Consider the following 25,825-nt stretch of genomic DNA (forward strand, 5'->3'; position numbering starts at 1 on the left):
TTTTAATATATTGCCCATTCATCTCCGTATTGGCATCTTCTACCTGTCACCCGAAGCTGTCCATACTGTTCCAGATTATAATTGGCAGGTCGATAGGAAGGGTTTAAAGCCAATGCCGCCCGAAAATGCCGCATTGCTGCTGTATGCTGTCCTGTTTTTTCCAACAAAACACCGTATAGATTATGAGGCTGGGCTGCGTCGGGATATTGTCCCATAGCGTTCATAACCATTTTTTCACCGGTGATATAGTCATGTTTCCTGCAACATCTTTTCACTTTTATACACAGTTCCCTTAAATTTTTTTCTGTCTCGTCTTCCTCTATTCTATTAATTTCTTCTCTCATTTTCTATCCCTTCTTTAATAAAACATCCTTTTTTGTAACTATATTCTTCTTATTTACAGGTCTTATTCTAGCAATAATTTTATTAAATAGGGTTTAAACTACTGCTTATAGAAATTAACATCACATTAAAATTAAGAAATATCTTCTGCACTGACCATACGATAGCCCACTCCGATATGCGTCTGAATATAGGCGGAATGTTCTTTATCTTTTTCCAGCTTTTTACGCAAAGAAGCCATATATACACGCAAAGAGGAAATGTCGCTGGTAATGCCGTTTTGCCATACCTTTTCCAGAATAAAACGATAAGTCAGCACCTTTCCGATATTCTGTGCCAGCAGACAAAGAAGACTGTATTCCAAAGGCATTAAATGTACTTCCTCTCCTGAAACCTTTACAACTCCTGCGCTGTAATCAATTTCCAAATTACCGTTTTTAAATACGCTTTCATTTGTATTATCTGCGTGCATAATGTACTGTATACGGCGAGTAGTAGCTCTTAATCTGGCAGAAAGCTCTGTAACGCTAAAAGGTTTGGTAAGATAATCATCTGCCCCTACATCTAAAGCAGCTACCTTGTCTTTTTCGTCACTTCTGGCGCTGATTACAATAATGGGCGCTACCGACCATGTTCTGATTTTCCTGATTACTTCTATTCCGTCAATATCCGGCAGCCCCAAATCCATAAGAATAATATCAGGATTGTTCGCTGCTGCCAGCATAATCGCCTGATTTCCATTTTCTGCAGTATCAAATTTATACTTTTCCATCTCCAAAGTCGTAGTAATCAGATTTCGAATTGGCACATCGTCCTCCACCACTAAAACAGATGGTTTATTTCCTTTCATCATAGCAAAATCTCCTCCTTCGAAAGGGCAAATTGAAAAACAGTTCCCTTAGGTGTATTATCACAGACTTCTAATCTGCTTCCATGTGCCTTTACAATCGCCTGACACAGAGGAAGTCCAAGTCCCATTCCCCTCCTTGCATCCCCAATTCCTCTGTTTACCGTATAGTACATATCAAATACTTTTTCTTTTTGTTCCGGGGTAAGCCCTGTTCCGTTATCCCGGACTGACAGGATAACTTTCTCCCCCTCTGCCTCTGCTTTTATCAGAATTTCTGCATTCTTTGGTGTATATTTTACTGCATTATCCACCAGATTGATAATTACCTGAAGCATCAGCTTCAAATCCATTTTTGCCATAAGAATTTCATCACATTCTATTCGCACGCTCTGGTCTTTCCCCCTAAAATTCACATGCTTTAACGCTTCTTCAATGACCTCCTCCACTATTTCGCCCTGCATATCCAGCTTCATATTTCCGTTTTCAATTCTGGTTATGGAAAGAAGATTTTCCACCAGATTAATCAACCATTTCGAGTCATCATAAATATCCCGATAGATTTCTCTGCGCCTTCCTGCCGGAAGCTTTTCCTCATTCGCCAAAAGGTTTTCTGCATTGCCGGAAATACTGGTAAGAGGACTTCTTAAATCATGGGAAATGGACCTTAAAAGATTGGCTCGAAGCTGTTCCTTTTCCAGACGCATTTCAGCTTCTCTCTGCTTATTCAGCAATTCTTCTTTTTCTAAGGCAAAGACACATTCATGAATAATCGTTCCTACAATTCCTCTTTCAAACGTTCCGATAGCTTCTTTTTTCGTATCTACCACAATCACGGCAAAGGTCTTCTGTTTTCCCTTCACTGCCAGAAACATATACGGAGACTCTCTTAAAACATCCGTAGAAAATCCGGCATCTTCTCCATGCTGATAACACCAAAGAGCCGTTGCCCTATCCTCTTTTAACAGTTCTTTCGGCATTTTCCAGTTTTCCGGTTTTCCCATAAGACAGTATATCTTTTTTTCCAGAAGCTTTCCCAGCTGTTTTACTGTTTTTTGTAAGATTTCCTGCGAAGTGGACGCCTCCTGTAAGCTGCGGCTTGCCTGAAGCAGAAGCTCTGAACGATAGGATTTTCTCGCATTTTCCGCCGCATAATTCTTCACTCGTTTCGTTAAGACAGAGCAGGTAATCGAAGTTGCAAACATAACCACAAAGGTAATTAAATAGTCCGGATTATACACAGAAAAAGTAAAAATAGGCTCTGCAAAAAAGAAATTAAAGGTCAATACACCTAAAATACTGGAGATTATTCCCCACACATATCCCCCTGTTAAAAGGGCTACCATCAGCACACCCAGTATATAAATCATAATCAGATTGGCATCGCTAAAGCCAAGCGCCGAAAACACAAATGCCACTGCCGTAGACAGAGCAAGACTGACGATGCACCATAATATATCCCTCTTTTTCATGGTTTTTCCTTCCTTCCGTAAATCAATCTTGCGAAAACCAAAGCTGCTTCATTTAACATTGCCGTTAAAAGTCCATACTCAAAAGGCGGAATTTCTCTTTTTTCTTCCAGTACAATTCCCATAACTCCATAAATTTCGTCACTGGTTTTAATGGGAAGATATATAGCGTTTGCCTCAGGAAGCGTATGCGTACAGCAGCCGGCACGTTTTCTATTTGTCATTACCCAGTCTACAACTGCTTTTTCTTTGGTGTCAACTGTTTTTCCCAATTCTGCCTTAGAAATTCCCGGTTTTGGAAACAGCCATGGTCCTGTAAGCTTCCCTTCCTTTTGCACGTAAAAAACAACAGATAAATTCATCAGCTTTAATACTTTATCGCTTAATTCTGTCAAAAGCTCCTTCACTGACTCTACACGCCTCATTCTCCGACTGTTATCCAGCAAAAGCTCTGTGCGGTACATCATTTTTGCGCTTTCCTTTGCCTGATGCTTTTCTGTGGAAATAATCGCAGAAATAATAATAGAAAATAAAAGCATAATGCCAAAGGTCGCACTGTATTTTCCACTGTAAAAATTAAAACTATAAAAAGGCTCTACAAAAAACCAGTCAAACAAAAGAACACTGAAAACTGCCGAAGATACTGCGATATAACGCCTTGCCGTATACAGCGACAACAGCAAAATTCCCAATAAGTACACCATAATAATATCTGCGTTTAAAAATCCCAGTTTTTGAAACAAAAGCCCAACAGCAGTGGCAATCCCAAGCATAAAGGCTTCTTTTAGAATATCTGCTCCCAATTTTTCTGTTTTTTTCCTTTTTTCCGAATTTGTTGGAGAAAATAAAAAATACTTTTTCTTACCTGTATGTCCCATATCGGGAATAATAAAAATATCCAGATTGGGGCTATACTCGCTGATTTCATCTGTAATATTTCCCTTCTTCTGTCCAAATAAAATTTTGTGATTGGTTCTTCCCAGTACCAGCTTTGTCACACCGCTGACTCTGGCATATTCTGCAATCTGGAAAGCCACATCATCACCAAATACGGTTACAATCTTTGCACCCAGCATTTCTGCCAGATGCAGGTTGTCATCTCTGATTTTCTTTACAGACGCATCTGCGTTTTGAAGCCTTGTAGTCTCCACATACAAAGCCGTAAACCTTGCGTGAAAGGCATAAGCCATTCTGGAAGCGCTTCGTATAACTCTTTCACAGGATGGAGCTGTGGAAATACAGGTAAGTATATGTTCTCCCTGATACCCTTCTCCTTCCTCCTGCTTCTCGCTCAAAAGCCGCTCCTGCTGCGCTATCTGATTGACCTTATCTGCCATTCTGCGAAGGGCAATCTCTCTTAACGCAATCAGCTTTTCTTTTGCAAAAAAGTTTTGCAACGCCCGTTCTGCCTGAACTGTTTTGTAAATTTTTCCTTCTTTTAAACGTGTAATCAATAAATCCGGTTCAATATCAATGAGCTTTACCTGCTCTGCCTCATCGAAAACCCCATCCGGTATTCTTTCTTTTACATGAATTTTTGTAATATTTTCCACAATGTCGTTTAGGCTTTCCAAGTGCTGAATATTCACTGTTGTATAAACATCAATTCCTGCATCTAACAACTCCTCAATGTCCTCATAACGTTTTTTATGTCGCAGACCATTGGCATTCGTATGCGCCAGCTCATCTACAAGGAGTATCTGTGGTTTTCTTTTTAATGCTGCGTCCAGATTAAATTCTCTAAGCTCAATTCCCTTATAAGGCACCATAAGCGGCGGGATTTTTTCAAGCCCTTTTTCACGCATACTGGTTTCCCAGCGTGCGTGAGGCTCAATATATCCCGCCACTACATCAATTCCTTTTTTCTTTAATTCCTGAGCAGTATCCAACATGGCGCAGGTCTTTCCCACACCTGCTGCATACCCGAGAAAAATATATAATTTTCCTCTTTTCTCATTTTCTTTTTGTTTTTCTTCTGCCTGAATACGTTTTAAAATTTCCTCCGGAGTGCTTCTGTCACTGCTCATTTTTTATTCACCCATTGCTTCTGCAATATCAATATTACATTCTAATACATTTACTTCTTCTTCACCGAAGATGCCGAATACCTTTTTTTCTGTATTATTATCTACGATATTCTGAACTTCTTCTTCAGAGAGTCCACTTGCTGCCGCAACAATAGGGAGCTGTACCTTAGCAGCCTCCGGACTAATATGTGGATCCAAGCCGGAGCCTGAAGCAGTCAGCATATCTGCCGGTATCTCTCCTTTAAATTCTTCGCCTGTTACTTCTTTATAACGTTCCTTGAAAGCTTTTACATCTTCCTCTACACGTTTCTCAAGGTCTTTGCTGCTTGGAGCATAATTAAAGCTTCCTGATGAAACTCCTTCATATTCTCCACTTTCTTTTTCTTCTTTTGTATAGGTATTATAATTTACAGAGGAAATTCTTCCGTGAAAATATTGGTCACCTTCAAACTCCTGCCCTACGATTTCTGAACCTGCCGCCTTACCATTTACTTTGACAATACTTCCATTTGCCTGTTTAGGAAAAATAGCCTGTCCCGCTGCTGTTAAAAGCAGGGGATAGACAACTCCGCATAAAACCAGCAGTACAAGAGTAACTGCCAATGCTCTTTTTAAATATCTTCCAAAATTCTTCATATCTTCACCTCAAAATTATAATCCAAGCAAAGCCAGTAAAGGCGTTACCAGAATATCAATTAATTTAATTCCGATAAATGGAACAATTACACCGCCAAGTCCGTAAATGCTCATATTTTTTAACAGCATTTTTTCAGAACGCATTGGTTTATATTTTACACCACGCATAGCAATGGGGATTAAGCATGGAATAATAATTGCATTAAAAATCAATGCTGACAAAATAGCGCTAAACGGTGTAGACAAGCTCATAATATTTAAAATGTTCATCTGCGGAATTACCAGAGTAAACATAGCAGGAATAATTGCAAAATATTTGGCTACATCGTTTGCAATACTGAAGGTTGTTAAAGAGCCTCGTGTAATCAAAAGCTGTTTTCCGATTTCTACAACCTCCAGAACCTTTGTAGGGTCAGAGTCCAAATCTACCATATTTGCAGCTTCTTTGGCTGCTGTTGTACCACTGTTCATTGCCAGTCCAACATCTGCCTGAGCAAGTGCCGGTGCGTCATTTGTACCATCACCTGTCATTGCTACGATTTTTCCCTCTGCCTGCTCTTTTTTAATGGCTTCGATTTTATCTTCCGGTTTACATTCTGCAATAAATCCGTCTACACCTGCTTCCTTAGCAATCGTTGCTGCTGTAAGCGGGTTATCACCGGTACACATAATTGTTTTAATCCCGATTTCACGCAGACGTTCAAATCGTTCTACCAATCCCGGTTTTACCGTATCCTTCAGATAAATAACACCATAAATCACATATCCGGCGCATACAACCAAGGGTGTTCCTCCTAAGCTTGATATTTCTGTTACAATACTGTCTAAATCTTCCGGAATAACACCGTTGTTTTCCTGCACATAAGCTTTAATGGCCTCACTGGCGCCTTTTCTTATCTGTGTACCGTCTTTTAGATTTACTCCGCTCATTTTTGTCTGTGCAGTAAATTCTACAAATTCCATCTGGTCTTTGGCATCTTCTTTAATATTTGTACCCAAAGTTCTTGCCAGCTCCACAACAGATTTTCCTTCCGGTGTGGCATCACACAGAGAAGTCATAACACTGTAATCAATTAAATCCTCTTTCTTTTTACCTTTTACAGGACGAAAATCTGCTGCCAGACGATTACCGAAAGTGATTGTACCTGTTTTGTCTAAAATCATAGTATCTACATCGCCGCATGCTTCTACTGCTTTTCCTGACATTGCAATTACGTTAAATCTTGTTACTCTGTCCATACCGGCAATACCGATTGCAGATAACAAACCACCGATTGTCGTTGGAATGAGACACACCAGCAAAGCAATCATGGTTGCCATTGGAATTTTTGCCCCTGCATAATCAGAAAAGCAATATAATGTAACAACTACAATAAGGAAAATGATTGTCAAACTTACCAACAAAGTATTCAGCGCTATTTCATTTGGTGTTTTCTGTCTGGAAGCACCCTCTACCAAAGAAATCATTTTATCCAGAAATGATTTTCCCGGTTCTGAAGTAATTCTGATTTTCAACCAGTCGCTCACTACTGTTGTACCACCTGTAACAGAGGAGAAGTCGCCGCCTGCCTCTCTTGTAACAGGAGCACTTTCTCCTGTAATGGCAGACTCATCTACGGATGCAACACCTTCGATTACTTCACCGTCATTAGGAATAACTTCGTTCATTCTTACCATAACGATGTCTCCCTTTTTCAGTTCAGAAGCATTTACAACCTTTTCTGTTCCATCTTTCAGTACCAAATTTGCAACAGTATCTTTTTTTGTTTTCTTTAAGGAGTCTGCCTGAGCTTTTCCTCTTCCTTCTGCCACAGACTCTGCAAAGTTTGCAAATAAAATTGTCACAAAAAGAATTACTGATACAATACCATTGTAAACTCTCAGACCACTGTCATCTCCGAAAATGGTTGGGAAGAAGGTCATTACAAGCGTAATGAAAAATCCAACTTCTACTACAAACATAACGGGATTTTTTATCATATATCTGGGACTCAGTTTCTTGAAAGCTCCTATAACAGAGCTTTTCAATATATCCTTTGTAATAAATTTTGTCTTCTTATCTTGTTTTCCCATTTTAATTACAATCCTTTCTGTTTTACGGCATCCATAAAGTCAAATGCTCTGCAATAGGGCCAAGCGCCAATGCAGGGAAGAATGTCAATGCGGCAAAGATATAAACTACTGCTACTAAAATCGCTATAAAAATCACATTGTCCGTTCTTAATGTACCAACTGTTTCATTAACTTTGCGTTTTGCAAGCATACTTCCTGCAATGGCAAGCTGTGCAACGATTGCTATGTAACGTCCAAAGAACATTGCAAGTCCTGTTGTAATATTCCAGAAGTAGCTGTTATCTGCAAGTCCTTCAAATCCGGAACCATTATTTGCAGCAGAAGAAGTGTATTCATAAAGAACCTGTGATAATCCATGAAATCCTTCATTGGTAATACCTGCCTGCCCTGCCCCTGTCATAACTGCCAGAGCAGAAAATCCTAAGATTAAAAGAGGATGAACAATCAATACCAGCGCTACCAGCTTCATTTCTTTTCCTTCGATCTTTTTGCCCAGATATTCAGGCGTACGTCCTATCATCAAGCCGCACAGGAATACGGCAAGTATAACGTACATAATCATATTCATCAAACCAACGCCTTTACCGCCAAACACGCAGTTTAACATCATGTGCAGCATAGGCACCATACCACCAAGAGGGGTTAATGTATCGTGCATATTATTGACAGTACCTGTGGTAAAGGAAGTTGTTGTGGTAGTAAACAGAGTCGATTGTGCAATTCCAAAGCGGACTTCCTTTCCTTCCATACTTCCCATGTCCTGATTTAATCCTGCCTGTTCCAGTGCAGGATTTCCTGCCATTTCAGATGTAAAGCAAATGGTAAGACCTACGATAAACAGAATAGACATTGCGGCAAAAATAGTTCTTCCCTGATTTCCAAAGAGAACTTTTTTATTCTCCTGTTTTTTCCGTTTCATTGTCATTTTTCCAAAGGTAATCACACATGCTCCCGGCAAAATCATCATGGAAAATAATTCTATCAAATTAGAAATAATGGTTGGATTTTCAAATGGTGTTGTAGAGTTTGCACCGAAAAATCCACCGCCGTTTGTTCCCAGATGCTTAATGCTTTCCAAGGAAGCTACCGGTCCCATTGCCAAATCCTGAAACTGTCCTTCAATGGTCTGTACTGTCTGATTTGCTTCCAGTGTCTGCGGAACGCCCTGCCATATAAGTAACAAGCCTGCGATAAAAGATACAGGGATTAAAATACGTGTGGTAATTCTTACCATGTCTTCATAGAAGTTACCCACATCTTTTTGTTTTCCTGCCAGTCCTCTGCAAAACGCCATACATGCTGCATATCCGCTTGCTGCTGATACAAACATCATAAAGATAATAACCAGCATCTGGCTTAAATAGGAAAGTCCTGACTCACCGGAATAATGCTGCAGGTTTGTATTTGTCATAAAACTGATAATGGTATTAAAGGAAAGCGTTGGCTCCATTGCTTCAATCCCATTAGGGTTTGCAAATAAAATTCCTTGCAGTCTTAATACCAGATATCCGATAAATACCATAACCGCATTTGTTGTTAATAAATGCAGCGCATACTGTTTCCAGTTCATTCCCTCTCTGCCGATATGACAAATTTTGTAAATGGTATTGTCTAGCGGATTAAAAATCTTATCGGCGAAGGTCTTTTGTTTTGTAGCAATATGATACATATAAGTTCCCATTGGAATTACCAGTATCATGAATATTGCAAGTGTAAGTACAATCTGTAACATTCCTTTTCTCCTCCAAGCTTCCTTTATGTCTTACAGTTTCTCCGGATAAATCAAAGCATAAAACAAATATCCGGCAAGCAATAAAATAATCATACCTAATAAAATCATTTGCGCTCCTCCTTAGAAACGGTAATTCCTACCTGTTTTTCACACCAGTCAGCCAAAAGCTTCATACTGCCAAAGCATATTGCCAGAATTAAAATCATCAATAAATCCATATTCTTCATCTCTCTTTCTTCCTTTATGGCAGAACCTAGTGTAGCATAGGTAATTTTAAATTCGTGTTATAATACAGAGGCGAGGTATTAAAATGGTATTAAAACAGCATAAAAAGGAGGCTGTATAAAACAGCCTCCCCTTTCAAAAGTTCTTCTCTATTCTAAAAATTTTTCTTTATTTTTCTAAACGATATCCCATGCAGTCTAAGAACAATTCTGCATACATGGCATTTGCCCATGAAAACCATTCTCTTGTAAAGCGAGTATCGTCTTCACAACAAAATCCTTCGTGCATAACACCTTTGCCGCCGGTTGTAGCAGCCATTGTTTTTAAAATTTCCATTTTCTTTTCCTGTTCAGTTTCTGTAAGTCCCTGAATTGCCATAGCAATATGCCAAACATAGTTGGAAGGTGTATGAGGGCTTCCAATTCCTGCTGCCTTTTCTCCCTTGAAATAGAATGGATTAGCTTCGCTAAGGAGCAGTCTTCTTGTATTTCCTGCAATTTCCCTATCAGAAGGATATCCCAAATAATCCATGGAAAGAAGACTTGGTACATTGGCATCGTCCATTAAGTTGTACATACCAAAACCATCTGTTTCATAGGCATATACCATACCGAATTCTTCTGTGAAAGTCTTACCGATTGTTTCAATCGCCTGATAAACCTCATCTTTTAATTCTTTTGCTGCCTTGGCAAGCTCCTGATTATGATAAATCTCTGTTTCAATTTCTTCCAGATATCCTAAAACAACTACTGCAAACATATTGGAAGGAATTAAATATCCATAAGTACAAGCATCATCACTTGGACGGAAACCGGACCAGATTAAACCTGTTCCTGATTTTACTAATGCTCCCTTACCATCTCTGGAAAGTGTATCACGATAATATCCATTGTTTCTGTTAAAACGATAAGAAGATTTTTCTTCATGATACTGCTCTGTGTGGAATACTTCCAGAATTTTTTCTACACCTTTCTGGAAATCTTCATTAAACTGTGTTACACAATCTGCATTTTTCCATAATAAATATGCCAACTGAATTGGGTAGCATAAAGAGTCAATCTCAAATTTTCTTTCCCATACCCATGGGCTCTGATTTGGATCATCCTTTTCCCAGCAGTCACCGCTTGCAGAATGGTTGAAAGCATTTGCATACTCATCAATATTGATATACATAAACTGTCTTCTCACAAGTCCTGCAATTAACTCACGAATTTCCTCATCTTCCTTTGCAAGGAAGATATATGGACGAAGCTGCGCAGCGGAGTCTCTCAGCCACATAGCCGGAATATCACCTGTAATTACATGTGTGGTGTTGTTTTCCATTCTCTTTACTGTGGTATCCAATGTGTTTGTATAGCAGGTTACAAATAAATCCATCAGTTCTGGATAGTCTTTTGCTTTTCCTCTTAATTCTTCTAAAAATTTGTCCATTGTTTTCTGCATTTGTTCACTCATTTTTCATAATCCTTTCTTTTCTTATACAATTTCTGCGCCAAAGGGCATAAGCGCCAGCTTTGCAAGCTTAAACTGCTGCAAACCAAAAGGAATGCCTATCACAGTAATACATAAAGCCACCCCAAAAACCAAATGTTCCAGCGCAAGTGGCAGTCCTGATACCACCAGCCAGATAATATTTAAAATCAAAGAGCCTGCCCCTCCGCCATAAGAAACTTCTTTTCCAAAAGGAAAAAAGCTTAAAGATGCAAACTTAAAGCACTGCAGTCCCACAGGAATTCCGATAATCGTAATACACCACAGACATCCTGCCAGACACCAGCTAAGACCGGAAATGCAGCCTCCAAAAATAAACCATAACAAGTTCCCTAAACAGCCCATCTTCTACCTCCTGTTTATTTCTTCCTATCATACCATTCTCAAATATCCTGTGCAAGTATTTGTTTTTTCCTTTTGTGATTTGGTCACAGATATTCTTCTGTTAAATGCGTATACTAAACATATCAATTTTACGAGGTGAATATTTATGAGATTAAAAGATAAAGTAGCAATTATAACCGGAGGAAGCAGAGGTATTGGATATGCCACTGCCGATGCATTTTTAAGAGAAGGCGCAACTGTAATCTTAACTGCCAGTTCTATGCAGTCTGCCCAAAAAGCAGTTGCACAGTTAAAAGAAAAATACCCTGACTCCACAGTAGTAGGAATTAGCCCTGATTTAAGTGATTTAAAAGCTGTAAGAGCCGAATTTAAAAGCGTCACTTCACAATACGGATGTGTAGACATTCTTGTCAACAATGCCGGAGTTTCGGAAAGCACACTTTTTACTGATTATACAGAAGAAATGTTTGATAAAGTTATGGACTTAAATGTAAAAGGCGTATTCAATGCTACCAAAGCAGCATCTGAATGTATGGTAGCACGCAAGAAAGGTGTTATTTTAAGTACCTCTTCTATGGTAAGTATTTACGGACAGCCAAGCGGTATTGCCTATCCTACTTCCAAATTTGCGGTAAATGGTCTTACGGTATCTCTTGCACGAGAACTGGGGCCAAAAGGGATTCGTGTAAATGCAGTAGCCCCCGGAATTACAGAAACAGACATGATGAAGGCAGTTCCAAAGGAAGTCATCGAACCGATGATTGCTCAAATTCCTTTACGCCGTCTGGGACAACCGGAGGACATTGCTAATGCTTTTGTATTTCTAGCTTCTGATGAGGCTTCTTATATTACAGGCGTAGTGCTGAGTGTGGATGGGCTTGCCCGCACATAATCCCAAAAGGAGAGCGCTCAATATTTAATGAGTCTGCTCTCCTTTTACCATGTCTATAAACACTTGCATCTGAGGTGTAATCCACTTATTTTTATAGTGCAATAATTGGCTGTACATTTTTACACCGGGTAAATCTGTATCAAGCTGCCTGAGTTTTCCTCTTTTTAATTCCTTTCTCACCGTAAATTCCGGCAAAAAAGAAACACCCATTCCCCTTTTCAATAAATTGATAATTGTCTCTGTATTCCCAATCTCCAACACAGGTGAAATTCTTAAATCACGTTCTGATAAAAGTCGCTCTAATTCATAATGATAGGCTGCTCCCCTCTCTGTAAGAAGAAAAGGTTCCTGTACCAATTCCTGTATCTGTATTTTTCTCTTTTCCTGTCTTTCTTTTCCCAATGTAACAAAAATAATTTCTTCTGTTCTTTGCATTGCACAAGGCCACTCCGGATTACAAATTTTCTGGTCCAAAGTAAAAATCAAATCCAAATCATTTCCCTTGGCCATATCAAGTAAATCTGCGGTTTTTCCGGATTTAATTACAATTTCAATCTCAGGACAAAGCTTATGAAGCTTTAATATTAAATCAGGCAGCAATGCCGTACAAATCGACTCTACACCCCCTATTCTCAACGTCCCCTTCGGTACACTGTTTTTCTTCGAAAAATCAAGGGCACGATTCGTCACCCTCATAATTTCGTTTGCATAAAAAACAAATTCCTGCCCTTTCTCTGTTAAATAAACTCTTTTCCCTATTCTTTCAAAAAGCTGTGTATCTAATTCTTTTTCTAACTGTTGTATCTGTACCGTAACTGCTGATTGTGAATAGCCCAACTGCTCTGCTGCTTTCGAAAAGTTTTGTGTCCCTGCTACCTTTAAAAAAGTAGCGATATTTCTAATTTCCATATCTTCCTCTTATTATTTTTTTTCATATATATTATAAAATTTATCAATTTAACAAATAAATAGTTTTAGTGTAAACTACTATATTAAAGGCGTCAAGATAACAATGAAACTTTAGGAGTTGATAATATTATGATAAACAGTGAAAATATTTTAAACAGCGCTCAGTTAGAAAAAGAAATCAAAAATTTTGTTCATGATTTTTGTTTGGAAAAGCATGATATTCATACACAGCAGGTCATCTGGAATGCACCGGATGGACAAGCTGAAAAAATAAAACAGTTGGGAATTCCCAAAGACGGGCGTCCTGCCAATGAGGTAGTTCAGAAAATGATGAACGAAGTATACCAGTATCGAGGAGACTCCAATCATCCACGTTTCTTTGGCTTTGTACCTGGTCCTGCTTCTTCTATTTCTTGGCTTGGTGATATTATGACATCTGCCTATAATATCCATGCAGGTGGGAGCAAACTGGCTCCCATGGTAAACTGTATTGAGCAGGAAGTGTTAAAATGGCTCTGCACTCAGGCAGGATTTGGTGAAAAATCCGGAGGTGTTTTTGTAAGCGGAGGTTCCATGGCAAATATCACAGCACTTACAGCTGCTCGAGACAACAAGCTTACAGATGAAACCTTACATCTGGGTGTTGCATATATTTCCGACCAAACACACAGCTCTGTTGCAAAAGGTCTTCGCATTATCGGTATTCCCAACAAAAGAATTCGTAAAATTCCTACTACACCGGATTTTAAAATAAATACTGAAATTTTGGAAAAAACGATTTTAGATGACAAAAAAGCCGGACTTATCCCATTTGTAGTTATCGGAACTGCCGGAACTACAAATACCGGAAGTATTGATCCATTCAAAGCTATCGCAGCTATCTGCCAGAAACACAACCTTTGGTTTCATATTGATGGCGCTTACGGCGCTTCTGTCCTGTTAAGTCCTAAATATCGCCACCTTTTAGACGGAACAGAATTGGCTGACAGTTTAAGTTGGGATGCCCATAAATGGCTATTTCAAACTTATGGATGTGCTATGGTTTTGGTAAAAGATATTCAACATTTGTTCCACAGTTTTCACGTAAATCCAGAATATTTAAAAGATGTGCAGGGAGACAGAGAACATATTAATACATGGGATATCGGTATGGAACTCACCAGACCTGCCAGAGGATTAAAACTGTGGCTCACCTTACAGATTTTAGGAACAGATTTAATCGGCAGTGCTATTGAACACGGTTTTCAGCTTGCATATTGGGCAGAAGATATTTTAAAAGAGCTTCCTGATTGGGAAATTATATCTCCAGCACAGCTTGCCATGATAAATTTCCGCTATGCCCCAAAAGGATTATCCAACGAGCAAACCGATCTTTTAAATGAACAAATTTCCGAAAAAATATTGGAAAGCGGATATGCTGCTGTGTTTACTACTGTCCTTCATGGAAAAACAGTCCTTCGCATCTGCGCCCTTCATCCTGAAACAGAAAAAGAAGACATGGAAAAAACAATCCATTTATTAGATACTTATGGGAAGGAACTTTATAAAGATATGAAATAAATTTTAAGCCCGCAAATCTCCATTTCTGAGACTTGCGGGCGGTTTGTTACTATGCTATTCTTGTTTCAAAAAAACTCCTTACATAATCTTTCCCGAAATACCTGTATGCTTTCTCTTTCATATTTTCCAGTGATTGAAGTAAACGTTCTTTAAAATAATATCCTATGCTAATATTATTCTCTAAATCTATGTTCCTTGTTCTCCAATTTAAAATTAGTTTTTCAAATGAAGTTAGTTGGCTTTTAAATTCTTCTACAACTATATTTTCATCAACTGCATCTGTCGAACCAAAAAATTCTTGATATTCACAACGTGTATTCCTACTCACAAATGTATTTAATGAAAGTTGGGATTCTACTTTTTTTATTTTCCTTTGTGTACTTAAGGTTTCTCTCATCAATCCTAGTAAACATGCAATTAAATAGTTCCATCCATCTTTGTTTTCATGAGGATATACCATTTGTGTTATCCTGCAAGCCACGCTATATAAAAATTCTACTTCTTCATATTCTATTATAGACCAATATCGACGTTTCATAATTGTTACAATCAGTTTCTTCTCTTCATAAAACTGTTCATATTCATTACTTTCTTGAGATTGATTTTTCAACTCATTCCATAAATATGATTCTTCAAAATTAGGAATTAACACACCTCTCCATATCTCTTCCTTTAAATCATACAAAAATACAAACTGCAAATTTCCTGTTTTATTCACTGCATTCGAAAGTTCTTCTACGATCTCTTTTGAATAATAATTAGTTTTACACCTCCCCTCTCCTGTTTCTTTAATAATCATTTCTTTCTTGTTTTTCCTATTAATTGATATTTCTATATTGCTTCCCAATTGTTCTCTAAAATGTTTTTTCAAATATATTTGATTTCTTTCTGAATAGACGGTAACTTCACACATTGTTTTTAACATCTTCTTGATTTCACATATATCTAATTTCATACCATACCCTCACGTTTATTTATTCTACTGGTAACATATTGCTTCATAACCGGTAAAATTTCTTTTGCTAACTCCTCGTAATTTTTTTCTTTTCTATATAAAGCTTTTACGTCCTGCATAAACAATGGTAAATCCGATATTGCAATATCTTCATCCAAAATACTAATAATAAGTATCTCATCTTCAATTAATTTTCTAACAAAGCTTCTCATTTCATACTTGCACCATTTAGACAATAAAAAGTTTCTTGTAATCCAAAAAATCACACTTTCTGCACTTTCTATCCCATTTTGTACACCTTCTACAATCGACTCGCCTATATGAATACTATATTTATCAAACCATACCGGTAACCCCGAGCCGTTCAAATAAGGAAGTAGTTTTTCTACCTCATTTTTATCTTTAGAACTGTGACTAATAAAAACCGGGCTTTGTTTTCCCAATGGCTTCATAATATAACCTTTCTTTTCTAAATCCCCGATTTCTGCGAAAGCAAATGCACCATCAAATATTACATCAACAGATGCTTCATCTAAAACTGTATAGCTATCAAATCGTCTATTTCCCATTTCTTTTAAAAGTTCTATCATTGTTAAATCCTGTCGATACAACAGCCCTCCCCCTTCAAACAATTCCTGCATTTCTTCTATATCTTCTTTTTGAGGTCTATCATAACTAACTACTATATACAGTTCTAAATTATACGGTATATTATTTACACATAATGCTACCATCTGTAATGCTTCTGCTTGTTGCTTTCTTACAAGTTCTTTTAATATTTCCCGTAAATGATTTCTTCTTCCATACTCTGCTTCCCATATATAATCTTTATCCATCCCATTTTACCTCTTTTGTTTTTTCATCAGTATATTCTTTTGGAAAAGAAAAAACTATTCGCATTTTTTATGATATTTATCCTTTTATTTCAGGAAATAGTTCTATAGATTTCTAATATACAGAAATGATATTCTGAAATTTTAAGGCTTCACACTATGCTTTGCCTATATGCAATCTGTTCCATATTCTCTGCCAAAAAGACTGCTTGGTATTACATTTTTCATAATATGTATGTGCTCTTTCCAAAAGTTTATTTCTAATCCATTCTGCTGTGTAATCAGCTTTCCACTTAACAATATTATCAAAACAATCCATACTTCTTGTACCAGTCTTAAATCCCGGTTCCCAATATAAATCCAATTTATCATTCCATAATTCATTTGGGCTAACTGATATTTTAGCCAATATATCTCCTCGAATTGTTCCATTTACATTTGGGGATAAAGTGAGACTACTTCTACTACAATTATTATTAAAAATATTCCACTCCATTTCATTGTCTTTTTGAAGCCAATCATGATTTCTTGCAAAAAATAATATTTCTTCCCATTCCATTATATCAATTGTCATAAGACGGTATTTATTTTCCTCTCTACTCAGACCTTCAACTCCAAGAATATTATTGATTTTCTTTCTTGTCACAAAATACTCCTCTTTAAGTTCTTCAAACAACTTATATATATGATATGCAGTATGCGCATTTAAATTAATACGCATATTTTGAATTTGCATACAAATTTCTTCTTCGTCCTCATATCTACCAACATGATGTTTTTTCTCAAATTCTATTTCTGATATAAAATAGTCCTCTAATAACATTTCTTGATTAAATGTAATATATACACCTGACAAATTATGTTGGCGTATCTGAAGCATGCAACTCAACTCGCCTTCATAAGATAATGGTATAAATGCTGATAAATGTATGTCTCCATAACCTTTTGTCCATGATTTTGTTTCGTCTAAATCATAAATTGAAGTCCGCATCAACAATTCGGTTTCATTCACAATGCTAAAATATTTTAATCGTCCCGAATCATATACCATACTAATGCACTCATATACATCTACAATAAAACCAGTTTTTATTTCGTTTTTTCGTTCTATTTCACTTATAAGTTTATTGAAATTCATTACATTTTTTGTATAAGAAAACTTTTTTCCATTCTTTAAACATATAGTATCTGTGCCTTTATATGTATGTTCATGTGAACTCAATATGAGAAAATAAAGTTCATCAATATTCCTATATAACCCTGAGTCATTAAACTTTTTAAGAGTTGTGTCAATTTTTTTTCGACTATTTTGCGAAGTTATTTGATATGCAACTCTTTTTCCATAATCAACTAAATCAACAGCTATAAAAGTTCCCGAAACTTCTGCTGATAGTGAAACTAGATTTATATCATACAACTTATTTAATATCTGTCCAAAAATTTCTTCACATATAACATTTATATCTGTTAAGTTATTTTTATTGTTAATGTGAATTGCATCTGCCATTTCTAACAAACGTTTCTTAACTCTTTTTAAATCAATATCTGAATCTTTTATACTCTTTCGTGTAACTTTACGCATTTTAACCTCTTTCTTTTGCTAATCATATTTGTTCAAAAGATCTAATGTAAATTTGAAGCACTCTTTCTCATTCATAATCGTATCTCCAAATAACACCTCTATAAAGAGGACACTTCTTACTGTTAGACTGTCAGCTCAACAGCCATGATAAACAAATGTGATATTTGCAGTACACTCTTCTTTTAAGTTTTTCCATTGTTCATTCATCTTTGTTATCTTATTTTTTCTGTATCCTTCTGGATATTGTATTGATATAAGAATTTTGCTTTGCATTCAAAGCCACCACTATCTGGCTATATGCTTCCATTCCAATATGTTTCTATTAATGTAAACGCAAAATAGCGAGTACCTGTTCAAAATCATCCGATGTGAGATAATAGACTCATCACTACAAAGTCCAAATAGTTTAGTACTCAACTTTTTTGACTTTGCTACAGGAGGTGAGTTATGAAATCTCATACAAGTTTAGTTGCACAGCAAACCCGTCTGAGTGAATGGGCTGACATGGTCAGGGAATGCCAAAACCGTCCGCAAGGAATGAAAATCGATGAATGGTGTCAACTACACGACATTACAAAAGCAAGTTATTACTGGAGACTCCGGAAAGTTCGTGAGGCTTATCTGAAAACAGCGGATCATACACAAACATTTGTAGAAGTTCCCTCTTCTGCAATCCAGCCGGTAAATATGGCAGCGGAGTATAAAATCATTGCCTTGATTAGAGGCAGAAACAACCTCACTCTGGAAATTACCGAACAGGCATCTGATTCATTTCTAAAAACACTTTTGGGAGTGCTCGGCAATGCTCAATGATGGCTCCGGGTTCAAAAAAGTATATCTGGCGACTGGATTTACGGATCTGCGCAGAGGGATCGATGGCTTGGCCAGAATCATACGTTTTCAGTTCCAGCTTGATCCTTACGATAAGAATACATTATTCTTATTTTGCGGCAAACGTACAGATCGGATAAAAGGGCTTATCTGGGAGGGCGATGGATTTCTACTTCTGTACAAGCGGATTGAAAACGGAAACTTCTGCTGGCCCCGTACACAAGAAGAAGCACTGGAAATTAGTGCAGACCAGTATCAAATGTTAATGCAAGGTCTGGAAATCGTTGCCAGACATCCCATAGAAGAAATCTCCTGTCCAGAATTCTCCTTGTGATTTGTGCAAAACGCAGAAAATAAAATTGCTTTCATCCATGATAAATCACCCTGTGCAATATAAAATTTAAAGTTATTCACATCCTGAAAGTTTTCTGTGAGTTTCTATATACTCCTGATTCCAAAACTTTTCAGATTGTGGATAACAGTCATAAATATCTGAAATTCAGGCTTTTATTTTCAGGTATTCATGACTGTTATCCACTGTCAAAATGACGAAGGTGACAGAATTCAAAAATAGCCAAAAACCGTTGGTTCCGCTATAATAGCACTCAGGAAAGTGAGGTTTGGTTATGGCAGTTAAGTATACGGAGGAACAATTAAATAGTGTTGATAAGTCGTTTCTTATCCAGCTTCTTTTACAACAGCAGGAACAATTGGAAGCCATAACAAAGGAGCTTCACGCATCGAATGAAAAAATGCAGCTTCTGATGGAACAGGTAATCCTTGGTAAGCAGAACCGTTTTGGAAGGTCATCTGAAAAAATGGAAGATACCAGCCAGATCTGTTTTCAAGAAGTAGACGGCACTATTGTTTTTTTCAATGAAGCGGAAGCTGTCTACGATCTCAATGAAAAAGAACCTGATGATCTGGAACTCAAATCTCCAAAACAGCCAAAGCGTAAGGGAAAGAAAGAATCAGATCTTTCCGGACTTACGGTCAGACGGATTGACCATTATCTGTCAGAGGAGGAATTGGAAATAGAATTTGGTGTCAATGGGTGGAAACAGTTACCGGATGCCATTTCCAAAAAATATCATTTTGCACCTGCGAGGGTAGAGGTAGAAGAACATCACATCGGTGTGTATGCCAGCAAAACAGATGAGCACATGGTCAAAGCAGACCATCCAAAAGCATTACTGCATGGAAGTTTGGTATCACCATCTCTTGGAGCTGCGATCATCAATGGAAAGTATGTGAATGCAGTTCCTCTCTATCGGTTAGAGCAGGAATTCCAGCGTTATGGCCTGTAGATCACAAGGCAGAACATGGCAAACTGGTGCATACGTTTGGCAGAGGAATATCTATCGATCCTTTATGATCATCTTCATGAAGAATTGTATTTCTATCATGTGATCCAGGCAGACGAAACACCGGTGCTTGTAAACCATGACGGACGCAAAGCCGGAAGCAAAAGCTGGATGTGGGTATACCGTTCTGGCCATCTGTATCAAGACCGGCAGATTGTCCTGTATGAATACCAGCAGACAAGAAATGCATCCCATCCACGGGAATTCCTGAAAGGATACGATGGCATCTGTGTAACAGATGGTTATCAGGTCTACCATACTTTAGAAAAAGAATTGGAAGAACTGACCATTGCTGGATGCTGGGTGCACTGTCGCCGCAGATTTGATGAAGCTTTGAAGCTGATTCCCAAACCATCCCAAAAGGAATCCAATGCATTTCTGCTGATGAAACAGATTCAGGCAATCTATCGGGAAGAAGGGAAATTGAATGACCTTTCTTCTGATGAACGACTGAAACAGCGACAGGTGGTTATCAAACCTCTTGTGGATGCTTTTTTTGCGTACCTGAAAACCATAAATGTGTCCAAAAAGGACAAATTTGGTGATGCCGTTAGATATGCACGAAATCAGGAAAAATATCTCCGGGTATTTCTTACAGACGGAGATGTTCCGATTGATAATAATGCATCCGAAAGGGCAATCCGAGGTTTTTGTATTAGAAAGAAGATTTGGCAGATGATCGATACGATTCATGGAGCCAAATCTTCCGCAATTATTTACAGTATTGTAGAAACTGCAAAAGCCAATAATCTGAAACCTTTTGATTATGTGCAGCATCTCTTGGAAGAGATTCCGAGACACATGAATGATAAGGACTGTTCTTTTCTGGAAGATCTTCTGCCCTGGTCAGAAAAACTTCCGGCAGGGATTCGCAAAGGTTAAATATCGGTGGCTGCAAAGCAGCCGCCTAAAAAGAGTGTGTGAAAAATTTTCTGTAATTTCAGATCTTCTATGATAATTGATAGGGCTTGGCGGCAGATTTTGCTGTCAAGCCCTTGGTTAATACATATCAAAAATAAGCTGGCATGTCAAGAGCACCCGGAAAAACCGGGTGTTTATTCACTCTTGATATTCCAGCGTTTTTTGTTATTCCGGCATACGATCCGGATACATGATAGCAAGCTCGCCACGTACTTTTCCCCAATTTCGGATTGGCATAGTCCATTTCTTGGCTATTTCAAAAGTTGCCAGATAAAGAGCTTTCAATAATGCCTGTGAACTAGGAAATACGCTTCTCTGTCGATTCAAACGGCGATATGACGAATTCAACGACTCTATTGCATTTGTTGTGTAAAAGGCGGTTCTAGTTTCTTTAGAAAACTTAAAAATCGGTGTTATTGCATCCCAGTTATCATACCAACGTTTCATGGCATTGGGGTATTGCCCCTCCCATTTTTGTTTTACGTTCTCCAACTGGGTATAGGCACTATTTTCATCAGCCGCTGTGTAGATGGTCTTCAAATCTTTGGCAAACGCCTTCATGTCTTTATTGGCAACGTATTTTAAAGTATTTCTTACCATGTGAACGATACATCTTTGTTGCTCTGTTGCTGGGAAGGCTGCTGTGATGGCTTCTTTGATGCCTGTAAGACCATCTGAACATAAAATCAGAATATCCTTGACCCCACGATTTTTAAGGCTGTTTAAAACACTCAACCAATATTTACTGCTTTCGTTTTCTCCAATAACAATTGTAAGAACTTCTTTTTTTCCATCTTCATTTATCCCAAGAACAACATATGCTGCTAACTTTCGAATAATCCCATCGTCCCTGACAGAAAAATGCACCGCATCTATAAATACAATTGGATAAACGGAGGATAATGGTCTGTTTTGCCATTCCTCAATCTTGGGAAGCAGTTTATCTGTTATGTCTGAAACCATTCCTTCGCTGACTTTTTCATAGTCTCCCTAAAAATGTCAAGGTACTCGCTATTTTGCGTTTACCTATTAATACTATCCTAACACGATTATATCTAACAATGCAGATGCATTTACATTCCAATATGTTTCTATTAATACAAACTCTTTCTCTACCAAGTTTTATAAGCTTGTCATCATTTACATTCCAATATGTTTCTATTAATACGAAAAACCGTTCGACATTTTAAGACAGGAGAATATAATTTACATTCCAATATGTTTCTATTAATACCCAATAGTCCAAATAATCTGCAACGGATATTTCTTTATTTACATTCCAATATGTTTCTATTAATACTGGATTAAATTCGTCAAAGATTATTACCTCAACGTCATTTACATTCCAATATGTTTCTATTAATACTTCCTTACACAAATTTTCACGAAATGAATTTAGATATTTACATTCCAATATGTTTCTATTAATACGCATAGTACATAGCATTGTCTTCGGCACGCTCCGGAATTTACATTCCAATATGTTTCTATTAATACGGGCTGGCATGGGCTACCATTTCCTTGTCCGTAAAGAATTTACATTCCAATATGTTTCTATTAATACACTCCGGCAGACGTGATCCGCATGGAGATGGTTCTACATTTACATTCCAATATGTTTCTATTAATACTGTATGACGAGAAATTGCTTTGCCTGTGATGTTTGTAATTTACATTCCAATATGTTTCTATTAATACTGGACTTTACCACTTTAAAGAGCCATATTATTCTTGTATTTACATTCCAATATGTTTCTATTAATACATTGACACACCGCTCTCTGTTGTTAATGATTTCTTATTTACATTCCAATATGTTTCTATTAATACAGATAGTGTCTAAAATTTCAAAAGTCTTATCAAAGCATTTACATTCCAATATGTTTCTATTAATACTAAATTTCCCTCATAGGCTGCAATACATTTCGTTCTAATTTACATTCCAATATGTTTCTATTAATACCAGCGATTGATGTTTCAGAAGAAAATCTTCAAATGCATTTACATTCCAATATGTTTCTATTAATACTTACAAAGAGTGTTTCAATTACGAATAGGAGACAGATTTACATTCCAATATGTTTCTATTAATACTTCAGAGAGGGGGTCGTACAGAGTGAAGATAACCTTGATTTACATTCCAATATGTTTCTATTAATACTAAAATGCTTTCGATTGCCTCATTCTTTGTCATTGATTTACATTCCAATATGTTTCTATTAATACTATTCTGTCCCTGGAAGGTATCAAGATAATATTTCATTTACATTCCAATATGTTTCTATTAATACACAGATATTTCGTTTTCTGATGTCAGCACGGTTGTATTTACATTCCAATATGTTTCTATTAATACCAGACCTTAAAAAAGCGTAAACCTATTATAATTTGATTTACATTCCAATATGTTTCTATTAATACCCAGAGAATGAATGTTGGTGCACCGATTGACACTGATTTACATTCCAATATGTTTCTATTAATACTACGAAATCGTATGAGATATTTATATAATGCTTATGTATTTACATTCCAATATGTTTCTATTAATACCAGAAGAAGAAATTACAGAAGTAAACAATTATGTAAAATTTACATTCCAATATGTTTCTATTAATACTAAAAAATCGATTATGGATGAGTTTAATACTCTCGTATTTACATTCCAATATGTTTCTATTAATACTAAAAAATCGATTATGGATGAGTTTAATACTCTCGTATTTACATTCCAATATGTTTCTATTAATACTAAGTCGTCCGGCGTTTACAACGTCTTGCGGATATTCATTTACATTCCAATATGTTTCTATTAATACCTGTATCCGCCTCACGGTTCTTGATATTTTCCTCATTTACATTCCAATATGTTTCTATTAATACAGGTGTACGGCGATGCTGAGGTGTACGGCGATGCTATTTACATTCCAATATGTTTCTATTAATACCGGCGGCACAGGAAACAGAAGCAGACAAGGTATCCGATTTACATTCCAATATGTTTCTATTAATACAATTAGTAATTTTTGTCAAAACCCACCAATAAAACGGATTTACATTCCAATATGTTTCTATTAATACTCCGTGTTCTTCACATTTCTCCTTTCTCGTACACTCATTTACATTCCAATATGTTTCTATTAATACAGCAGACGTACTGTTTTCTACTTTTTCAGCATTTTCATTTACATTCCAATATGTTTCTATTAATACCAAAACGGCTGAATTTCCATACTAAAATCACATCAAAATTTACATTCCAATATGTTTCTATTAATACGGATGGTAGCAGTAAAATTTTCTGTATTAAGATACCAATTTACATTCCAATATGTTTCTATTAATACCCGTTTCTCATACATGCTTATATTTCAATACCTTACAATATCATTTTTGTCTACCTAAACAACTTTCCACATATTCTTTTACTATTTCCCTGAGAACTGCTGTCTCAGCCCTCATATTTCGTACTGTCGACCTCTACTATTTTTTACATTATTACAAGTCGACAATTACAACATAAACCCCGTCTTATCCTCCTCTTTTCCCCAAAATTCCTTATCAAGCCACTTCTCCTGCCTGCTTTTAAACACAAGTACCGAATCTAGTTCTTCATTAATATACGGCTTCAATTCCTTCTGCAATTTCATTAATTGTACTTTAGAAATCTCACCTTCAAATACAGAATTTTGTACATGTGATAAATATTTTTTACACGTTTTAAAAACATGAGACCAACGCTTTTGTCCATTATCTGTTTTACTAATATCATACACCAAAACTACATACATTTTACCACCAAATTTTAAAACTTTCGTATTCTTTTTCTTCAATTAAATGTTTTATTAATTTATATGCCTCTAAACGAATCAAATATTGATAAGATACCTGTTTCCCCAATTCTTTATGCATAATCGTAGTTTTTAACTTATTTTCAAGTTCAGTTACAATTAGCTTGGATGCTTCTTTCTTCAAATGCAAGAAATTCAATTCTTTTGTAAAACTTTCCTCTGTTATTTGCCTACGATTTAGCAAGGAAAAAATTAGTCTATCCCCTATTAACGGTTTAAATACTTCTGCCAAATCTAAGCATAATGAATATCTCCGAAATCCAGGCTCATGCAAATAACTAATTGTCGGATTTAACTGTGTGTGATAAATCTCACTTAAGGTTTTAGAATAAATCAATGAATTGACAAATGAAATCAAAGAATTAATCATATTATTCGGTGGATGCATAACTCTTTTTTCAAAATTAATTTCCTGATTTACAATAGTATTCCATGCTGAATAATATTTCCGACGAATATTCCCTTCTATGCCCATTAATTCTTCTATTGTTTCTGCTTTCAATATTCTAGGACGTAAAGAATTTATTTCTTGCATCTGTTCCACAACATCTTTACCTCTCCCATTATAATACCGTAAATTCCGATAAATATTATCTGCCGCAGCTTCTATAAATTTTTTAGCAATTACTAAGCGTTTCTCATAATTATTATAATGTTCCACCTGCTTTACTAACAATTGTCCTGCTAATAAACTTTCTTTAGGATAAAAGCTTCCTGTGTAAAAATTATAGTAATTAAAAAAATGTATTGGAATTCCATATTGGGAAATGTAATTCAAAAAAACTGTATTAAAAGACATTTCTGACATTACATAAATATCTGATATTCTTTCAATTGGAATATCTCTTTTTTCACCTTCATAAGAAGTAAACTGAAGGGTATTATCTTTTCTTTTCAAATCTCCACTATTATATACATAAAAACTCTGCTTCATCCCATA

General features: G+C 36.6%; 21 protein-coding genes, 2 pseudogenes and 1 CRISPR repeat array. Of the genes and pseudogenes, 5 read left to right on the plus strand and 18 right to left on the minus strand.

Features of this window, described 5'->3' with window-relative positions; genetic code table 11:
• Positions 1-2: 2 nt before the first annotated feature.
• The 11 genes from CGC63_RS13285 to CGC63_RS13330 form a co-directional block, all read right to left on the minus strand.
• Positions 3-344 carry a hypothetical protein gene (locus CGC63_RS13285; protein ID WP_003023057.1) on the minus strand — a complete coding sequence of 114 codons (342 nt, stop codon included), beginning with the start codon at positions 342-344 and terminating at the stop codon, positions 3-5.
• 131 nt (positions 345-475) lie between these two features.
• Positions 476-1,195, minus strand: coding sequence for a response regulator (locus tag CGC63_RS13290; protein WP_003023060.1), 720 nt, complete (start codon positions 1,193-1,195; stop codon positions 476-478).
• Positions 1,192-2,661, minus strand: coding sequence for a DUF4118 domain-containing protein (locus CGC63_RS13295; protein WP_003023062.1), 1,470 nt, complete (start codon positions 2,659-2,661; stop codon positions 1,192-1,194). Before CGC63_RS13295 ends, CGC63_RS13290 begins: the two co-directional genes overlap by 4 nt.
• A complete protein-coding gene (locus CGC63_RS13300) occupies positions 2,658-4,685 on the minus strand; it encodes a sensor histidine kinase (RefSeq protein ID WP_003023064.1) in 2,028 nt (675 codons plus the stop codon). Before CGC63_RS13300 ends, CGC63_RS13295 begins: the two co-directional genes overlap by 4 nt.
• A gap of 3 nt (positions 4,686-4,688) precedes the next feature.
• Positions 4,689-5,321 (minus strand): potassium-transporting ATPase subunit KdpC, encoded by a 633-nt coding sequence (gene kdpC, locus CGC63_RS13305; protein WP_003023065.1) that lies wholly within the window; start codon positions 5,319-5,321, stop codon positions 4,689-4,691.
• 15 nt (positions 5,322-5,336) lie between these two features.
• Positions 5,337-7,394, minus strand: coding sequence for a potassium-transporting ATPase subunit KdpB (kdpB, locus tag CGC63_RS13310; RefSeq protein WP_003023066.1), 2,058 nt, complete (start codon positions 7,392-7,394; stop codon positions 5,337-5,339).
• Between the two features lie 22 nt (positions 7,395-7,416).
• Positions 7,417-9,126 carry a potassium-transporting ATPase subunit KdpA gene (gene kdpA, locus CGC63_RS13315; RefSeq protein ID WP_003023067.1) on the minus strand — a complete coding sequence of 570 codons (1,710 nt, stop codon included), beginning with the start codon at positions 9,124-9,126 and terminating at the stop codon, positions 7,417-7,419.
• 30 nt (positions 9,127-9,156) lie between these two features.
• On the minus strand, positions 9,157-9,234 hold the full coding sequence (kdpF, locus tag CGC63_RS16090; RefSeq protein WP_072446403.1) for a K(+)-transporting ATPase subunit F: 78 nt from the start codon (positions 9,232-9,234) through the stop codon (positions 9,157-9,159).
• Positions 9,231-9,353, minus strand: a complete 123-nt coding sequence (locus CGC63_RS15830; RefSeq protein WP_003023068.1) for a hypothetical protein — start codon at positions 9,351-9,353, stop codon at positions 9,231-9,233. The genes kdpF and CGC63_RS15830 overlap by 4 nt, the downstream gene beginning before the upstream one ends.
• 166 nt (positions 9,354-9,519) lie before the next feature.
• Positions 9,520-10,806: a glycoside hydrolase family 125 protein gene (locus CGC63_RS13325; RefSeq protein WP_003023069.1), complete on the minus strand. Its 1,287-nt coding sequence runs from the start codon at positions 10,804-10,806 to the stop codon at positions 9,520-9,522.
• A gap of 21 nt (positions 10,807-10,827) precedes the next feature.
• A complete protein-coding gene (locus CGC63_RS13330; protein ID WP_003023070.1) occupies positions 10,828-11,187 on the minus strand; it encodes a YccF domain-containing protein in 360 nt (119 codons plus the stop codon).
• A gap of 145 nt (positions 11,188-11,332) precedes the next feature.
• Here CGC63_RS13330 and CGC63_RS13335 point away from each other — a divergent pair, with 145 nt between their 5' ends.
• Positions 11,333-12,079: an SDR family NAD(P)-dependent oxidoreductase gene (locus CGC63_RS13335; RefSeq protein WP_003023072.1), complete on the plus strand. Its 747-nt coding sequence runs from the start codon at positions 11,333-11,335 to the stop codon at positions 12,077-12,079.
• 24 nt (positions 12,080-12,103) lie between these two features.
• Here the strand turns inward: CGC63_RS13335 and CGC63_RS13340 are convergent, their stop codons facing one another.
• Positions 12,104-12,988, minus strand: a complete 885-nt coding sequence (locus tag CGC63_RS13340; RefSeq protein ID WP_003023074.1) for a LysR family transcriptional regulator — start codon at positions 12,986-12,988, stop codon at positions 12,104-12,106.
• Positions 12,989-13,117: 129 nt separating this feature from the next.
• On the opposite strand from CGC63_RS13340, the gene CGC63_RS13345 reads away from it, so the two are divergent.
• A complete protein-coding gene (locus tag CGC63_RS13345; RefSeq protein ID WP_003023076.1) occupies positions 13,118-14,548 on the plus strand; it encodes a pyridoxal phosphate-dependent decarboxylase family protein in 1,431 nt (476 codons plus the stop codon).
• 49 nt (positions 14,549-14,597) lie between these two features.
• On the opposite strand, the gene CGC63_RS13350 is transcribed toward CGC63_RS13345, so the two are convergent.
• The 3 genes from CGC63_RS13350 to CGC63_RS13360 form a co-directional block, all read right to left on the minus strand.
• Positions 14,598-15,503, minus strand: coding sequence for a hypothetical protein (locus CGC63_RS13350; RefSeq protein ID WP_003023078.1), 906 nt, complete (start codon positions 15,501-15,503; stop codon positions 14,598-14,600).
• Positions 15,500-16,339: a toll/interleukin-1 receptor domain-containing protein gene (locus tag CGC63_RS13355; protein ID WP_003023079.1), complete on the minus strand. Its 840-nt coding sequence runs from the start codon at positions 16,337-16,339 to the stop codon at positions 15,500-15,502. The genes CGC63_RS13350 and CGC63_RS13355 overlap by 4 nt, the downstream gene beginning before the upstream one ends.
• Before the next feature lie 154 nt (positions 16,340-16,493).
• Positions 16,494-17,918, minus strand: coding sequence for an SMEK domain-containing protein (locus CGC63_RS13360; protein WP_003023080.1), 1,425 nt, complete (start codon positions 17,916-17,918; stop codon positions 16,494-16,496).
• 447 nt (positions 17,919-18,365) lie between these two features.
• Between CGC63_RS13360 and CGC63_RS13365 the strand changes: the two genes are divergently transcribed.
• From CGC63_RS13365 to tnpC, 3 genes and pseudogenes are all read left to right on the plus strand, one after another.
• Entirely contained in the window at positions 18,366-18,731 is a 366-nt protein-coding gene (locus tag CGC63_RS13365) for a hypothetical protein (protein ID WP_096637045.1), read from the plus strand.
• Positions 18,721-19,083: an IS66 family insertion sequence element accessory protein TnpB gene (gene tnpB, locus CGC63_RS13370; protein WP_003023090.1), complete on the plus strand. Its 363-nt coding sequence runs from the start codon at positions 18,721-18,723 to the stop codon at positions 19,081-19,083. Before CGC63_RS13365 ends, tnpB begins: the two co-directional genes overlap by 11 nt.
• A gap of 292 nt (positions 19,084-19,375) precedes the next feature.
• Positions 19,376-20,995: pseudogene (gene tnpC / locus CGC63_RS15995) on the plus strand (IS66 family transposase).
• Positions 20,996-21,199: 204 nt separating this feature from the next.
• Here tnpC and CGC63_RS13380 read toward each other — a convergent pair.
• From CGC63_RS13380 to cas1b, 3 genes and pseudogenes are all read right to left on the minus strand, one after another.
• A pseudogene (locus CGC63_RS13380) lies at positions 21,200-22,012 on the minus strand (IS256 family transposase); the annotation flags it as partial.
• Positions 22,013-22,105: 93 nt separating this feature from the next.
• Positions 22,106-24,381: a CRISPR direct-repeat array (repeat unit 30 nt; unit sequence ATTTACATTCCAATATGTTTCTATTAATAC).
• 165 nt (positions 24,382-24,546) lie between these two features.
• Positions 24,547-24,867 carry a CRISPR-associated endonuclease Cas2 gene (gene cas2 / locus CGC63_RS13385; protein ID WP_003019319.1) on the minus strand — a complete coding sequence of 107 codons (321 nt, stop codon included), beginning with the start codon at positions 24,865-24,867 and terminating at the stop codon, positions 24,547-24,549.
• The gene (gene cas1b, locus CGC63_RS13390) at positions 24,827-25,819 is read right to left on the minus strand and encodes a type I-B CRISPR-associated endonuclease Cas1b (protein WP_003019321.1); all 993 of its coding nucleotides are present in this window, start codon (positions 25,817-25,819) and stop codon (positions 24,827-24,829) included. Before cas1b ends, cas2 begins: the two co-directional genes overlap by 41 nt.
• Positions 25,820-25,825: the final 6 nt, after the last annotated feature.

Origin of the sequence: Blautia hansenii DSM 20583 (assembly GCF_002222595.2) — a bacterium.
GTDB lineage: Bacteria > Bacillota > Clostridia > Lachnospirales > Lachnospiraceae > Blautia > Blautia hansenii.

Bases quoted from the DNA above. Each gene is read 5' to 3' on its own strand.
- CGC63_RS13285 (WP_003023057.1), bottom strand. From the start codon at position 344: ATGAGAGAAGAAATTAATAGAATAGAGGAAGACGAGACAGAAAAAAAT.
- CGC63_RS13290 (WP_003023060.1), bottom strand. From the start codon at position 1,195: ATGATGAAAGGAAATAAACCATCTGTTTTAGTGGTGGAGGACGATGTG.
- CGC63_RS13295 (WP_003023062.1), bottom strand. From the start codon at position 2,661: ATGAAAAAGAGGGATATATTATGGTGCATCGTCAGTCTTGCTCTGTCT.
- CGC63_RS13300 (WP_003023064.1), bottom strand. From the start codon at position 4,685: ATGAGCAGTGACAGAAGCACTCCGGAGGAAATTTTAAAACGTATTCAG.
- kdpC (WP_003023065.1), bottom strand. From the start codon at position 5,321: ATGAAGAATTTTGGAAGATATTTAAAAAGAGCATTGGCAGTTACTCTT.
- kdpB (WP_003023066.1), bottom strand. From the start codon at position 7,394: ATGGGAAAACAAGATAAGAAGACAAAATTTATTACAAAGGATATATTG.
- kdpA (WP_003023067.1), bottom strand. From the start codon at position 9,126: ATGTTACAGATTGTACTTACACTTGCAATATTCATGATACTGGTAATT.
- kdpF (WP_072446403.1), bottom strand. From the start codon at position 9,234: ATGATTTTATTAGGTATGATTATTTTATTGCTTGCCGGATATTTGTTT.
- CGC63_RS15830 (WP_003023068.1), bottom strand. From the start codon at position 9,353: ATGAAGAATATGGATTTATTGATGATTTTAATTCTGGCAATATGCTTT.
- CGC63_RS13325 (WP_003023069.1), bottom strand. From the start codon at position 10,806: ATGAGTGAACAAATGCAGAAAACAATGGACAAATTTTTAGAAGAATTA.
- CGC63_RS13330 (WP_003023070.1), bottom strand. From the start codon at position 11,187: ATGGGCTGTTTAGGGAACTTGTTATGGTTTATTTTTGGAGGCTGCATT.
- CGC63_RS13335 (WP_003023072.1), top strand. From the start codon at position 11,333: ATGAGATTAAAAGATAAAGTAGCAATTATAACCGGAGGAAGCAGAGGT.
- CGC63_RS13340 (WP_003023074.1), bottom strand. From the start codon at position 12,988: ATGGAAATTAGAAATATCGCTACTTTTTTAAAGGTAGCAGGGACACAA.
- CGC63_RS13345 (WP_003023076.1), top strand. From the start codon at position 13,118: ATGATAAACAGTGAAAATATTTTAAACAGCGCTCAGTTAGAAAAAGAA.
- CGC63_RS13350 (WP_003023078.1), bottom strand. From the start codon at position 15,503: ATGAAATTAGATATATGTGAAATCAAGAAGATGTTAAAAACAATGTGT.
- CGC63_RS13355 (WP_003023079.1), bottom strand. From the start codon at position 16,339: ATGGATAAAGATTATATATGGGAAGCAGAGTATGGAAGAAGAAATCAT.
- CGC63_RS13360 (WP_003023080.1), bottom strand. From the start codon at position 17,918: ATGCGTAAAGTTACACGAAAGAGTATAAAAGATTCAGATATTGATTTA.
- CGC63_RS13365 (WP_096637045.1), top strand. From the start codon at position 18,366: ATGAAATCTCATACAAGTTTAGTTGCACAGCAAACCCGTCTGAGTGAA.
- tnpB (WP_003023090.1), top strand. From the start codon at position 18,721: ATGCTCAATGATGGCTCCGGGTTCAAAAAAGTATATCTGGCGACTGGA.
- cas1b (WP_003019321.1), bottom strand. From the start codon at position 25,819: ATGAAGCAGAGTTTTTATGTATATAATAGTGGAGATTTGAAAAGAAAA.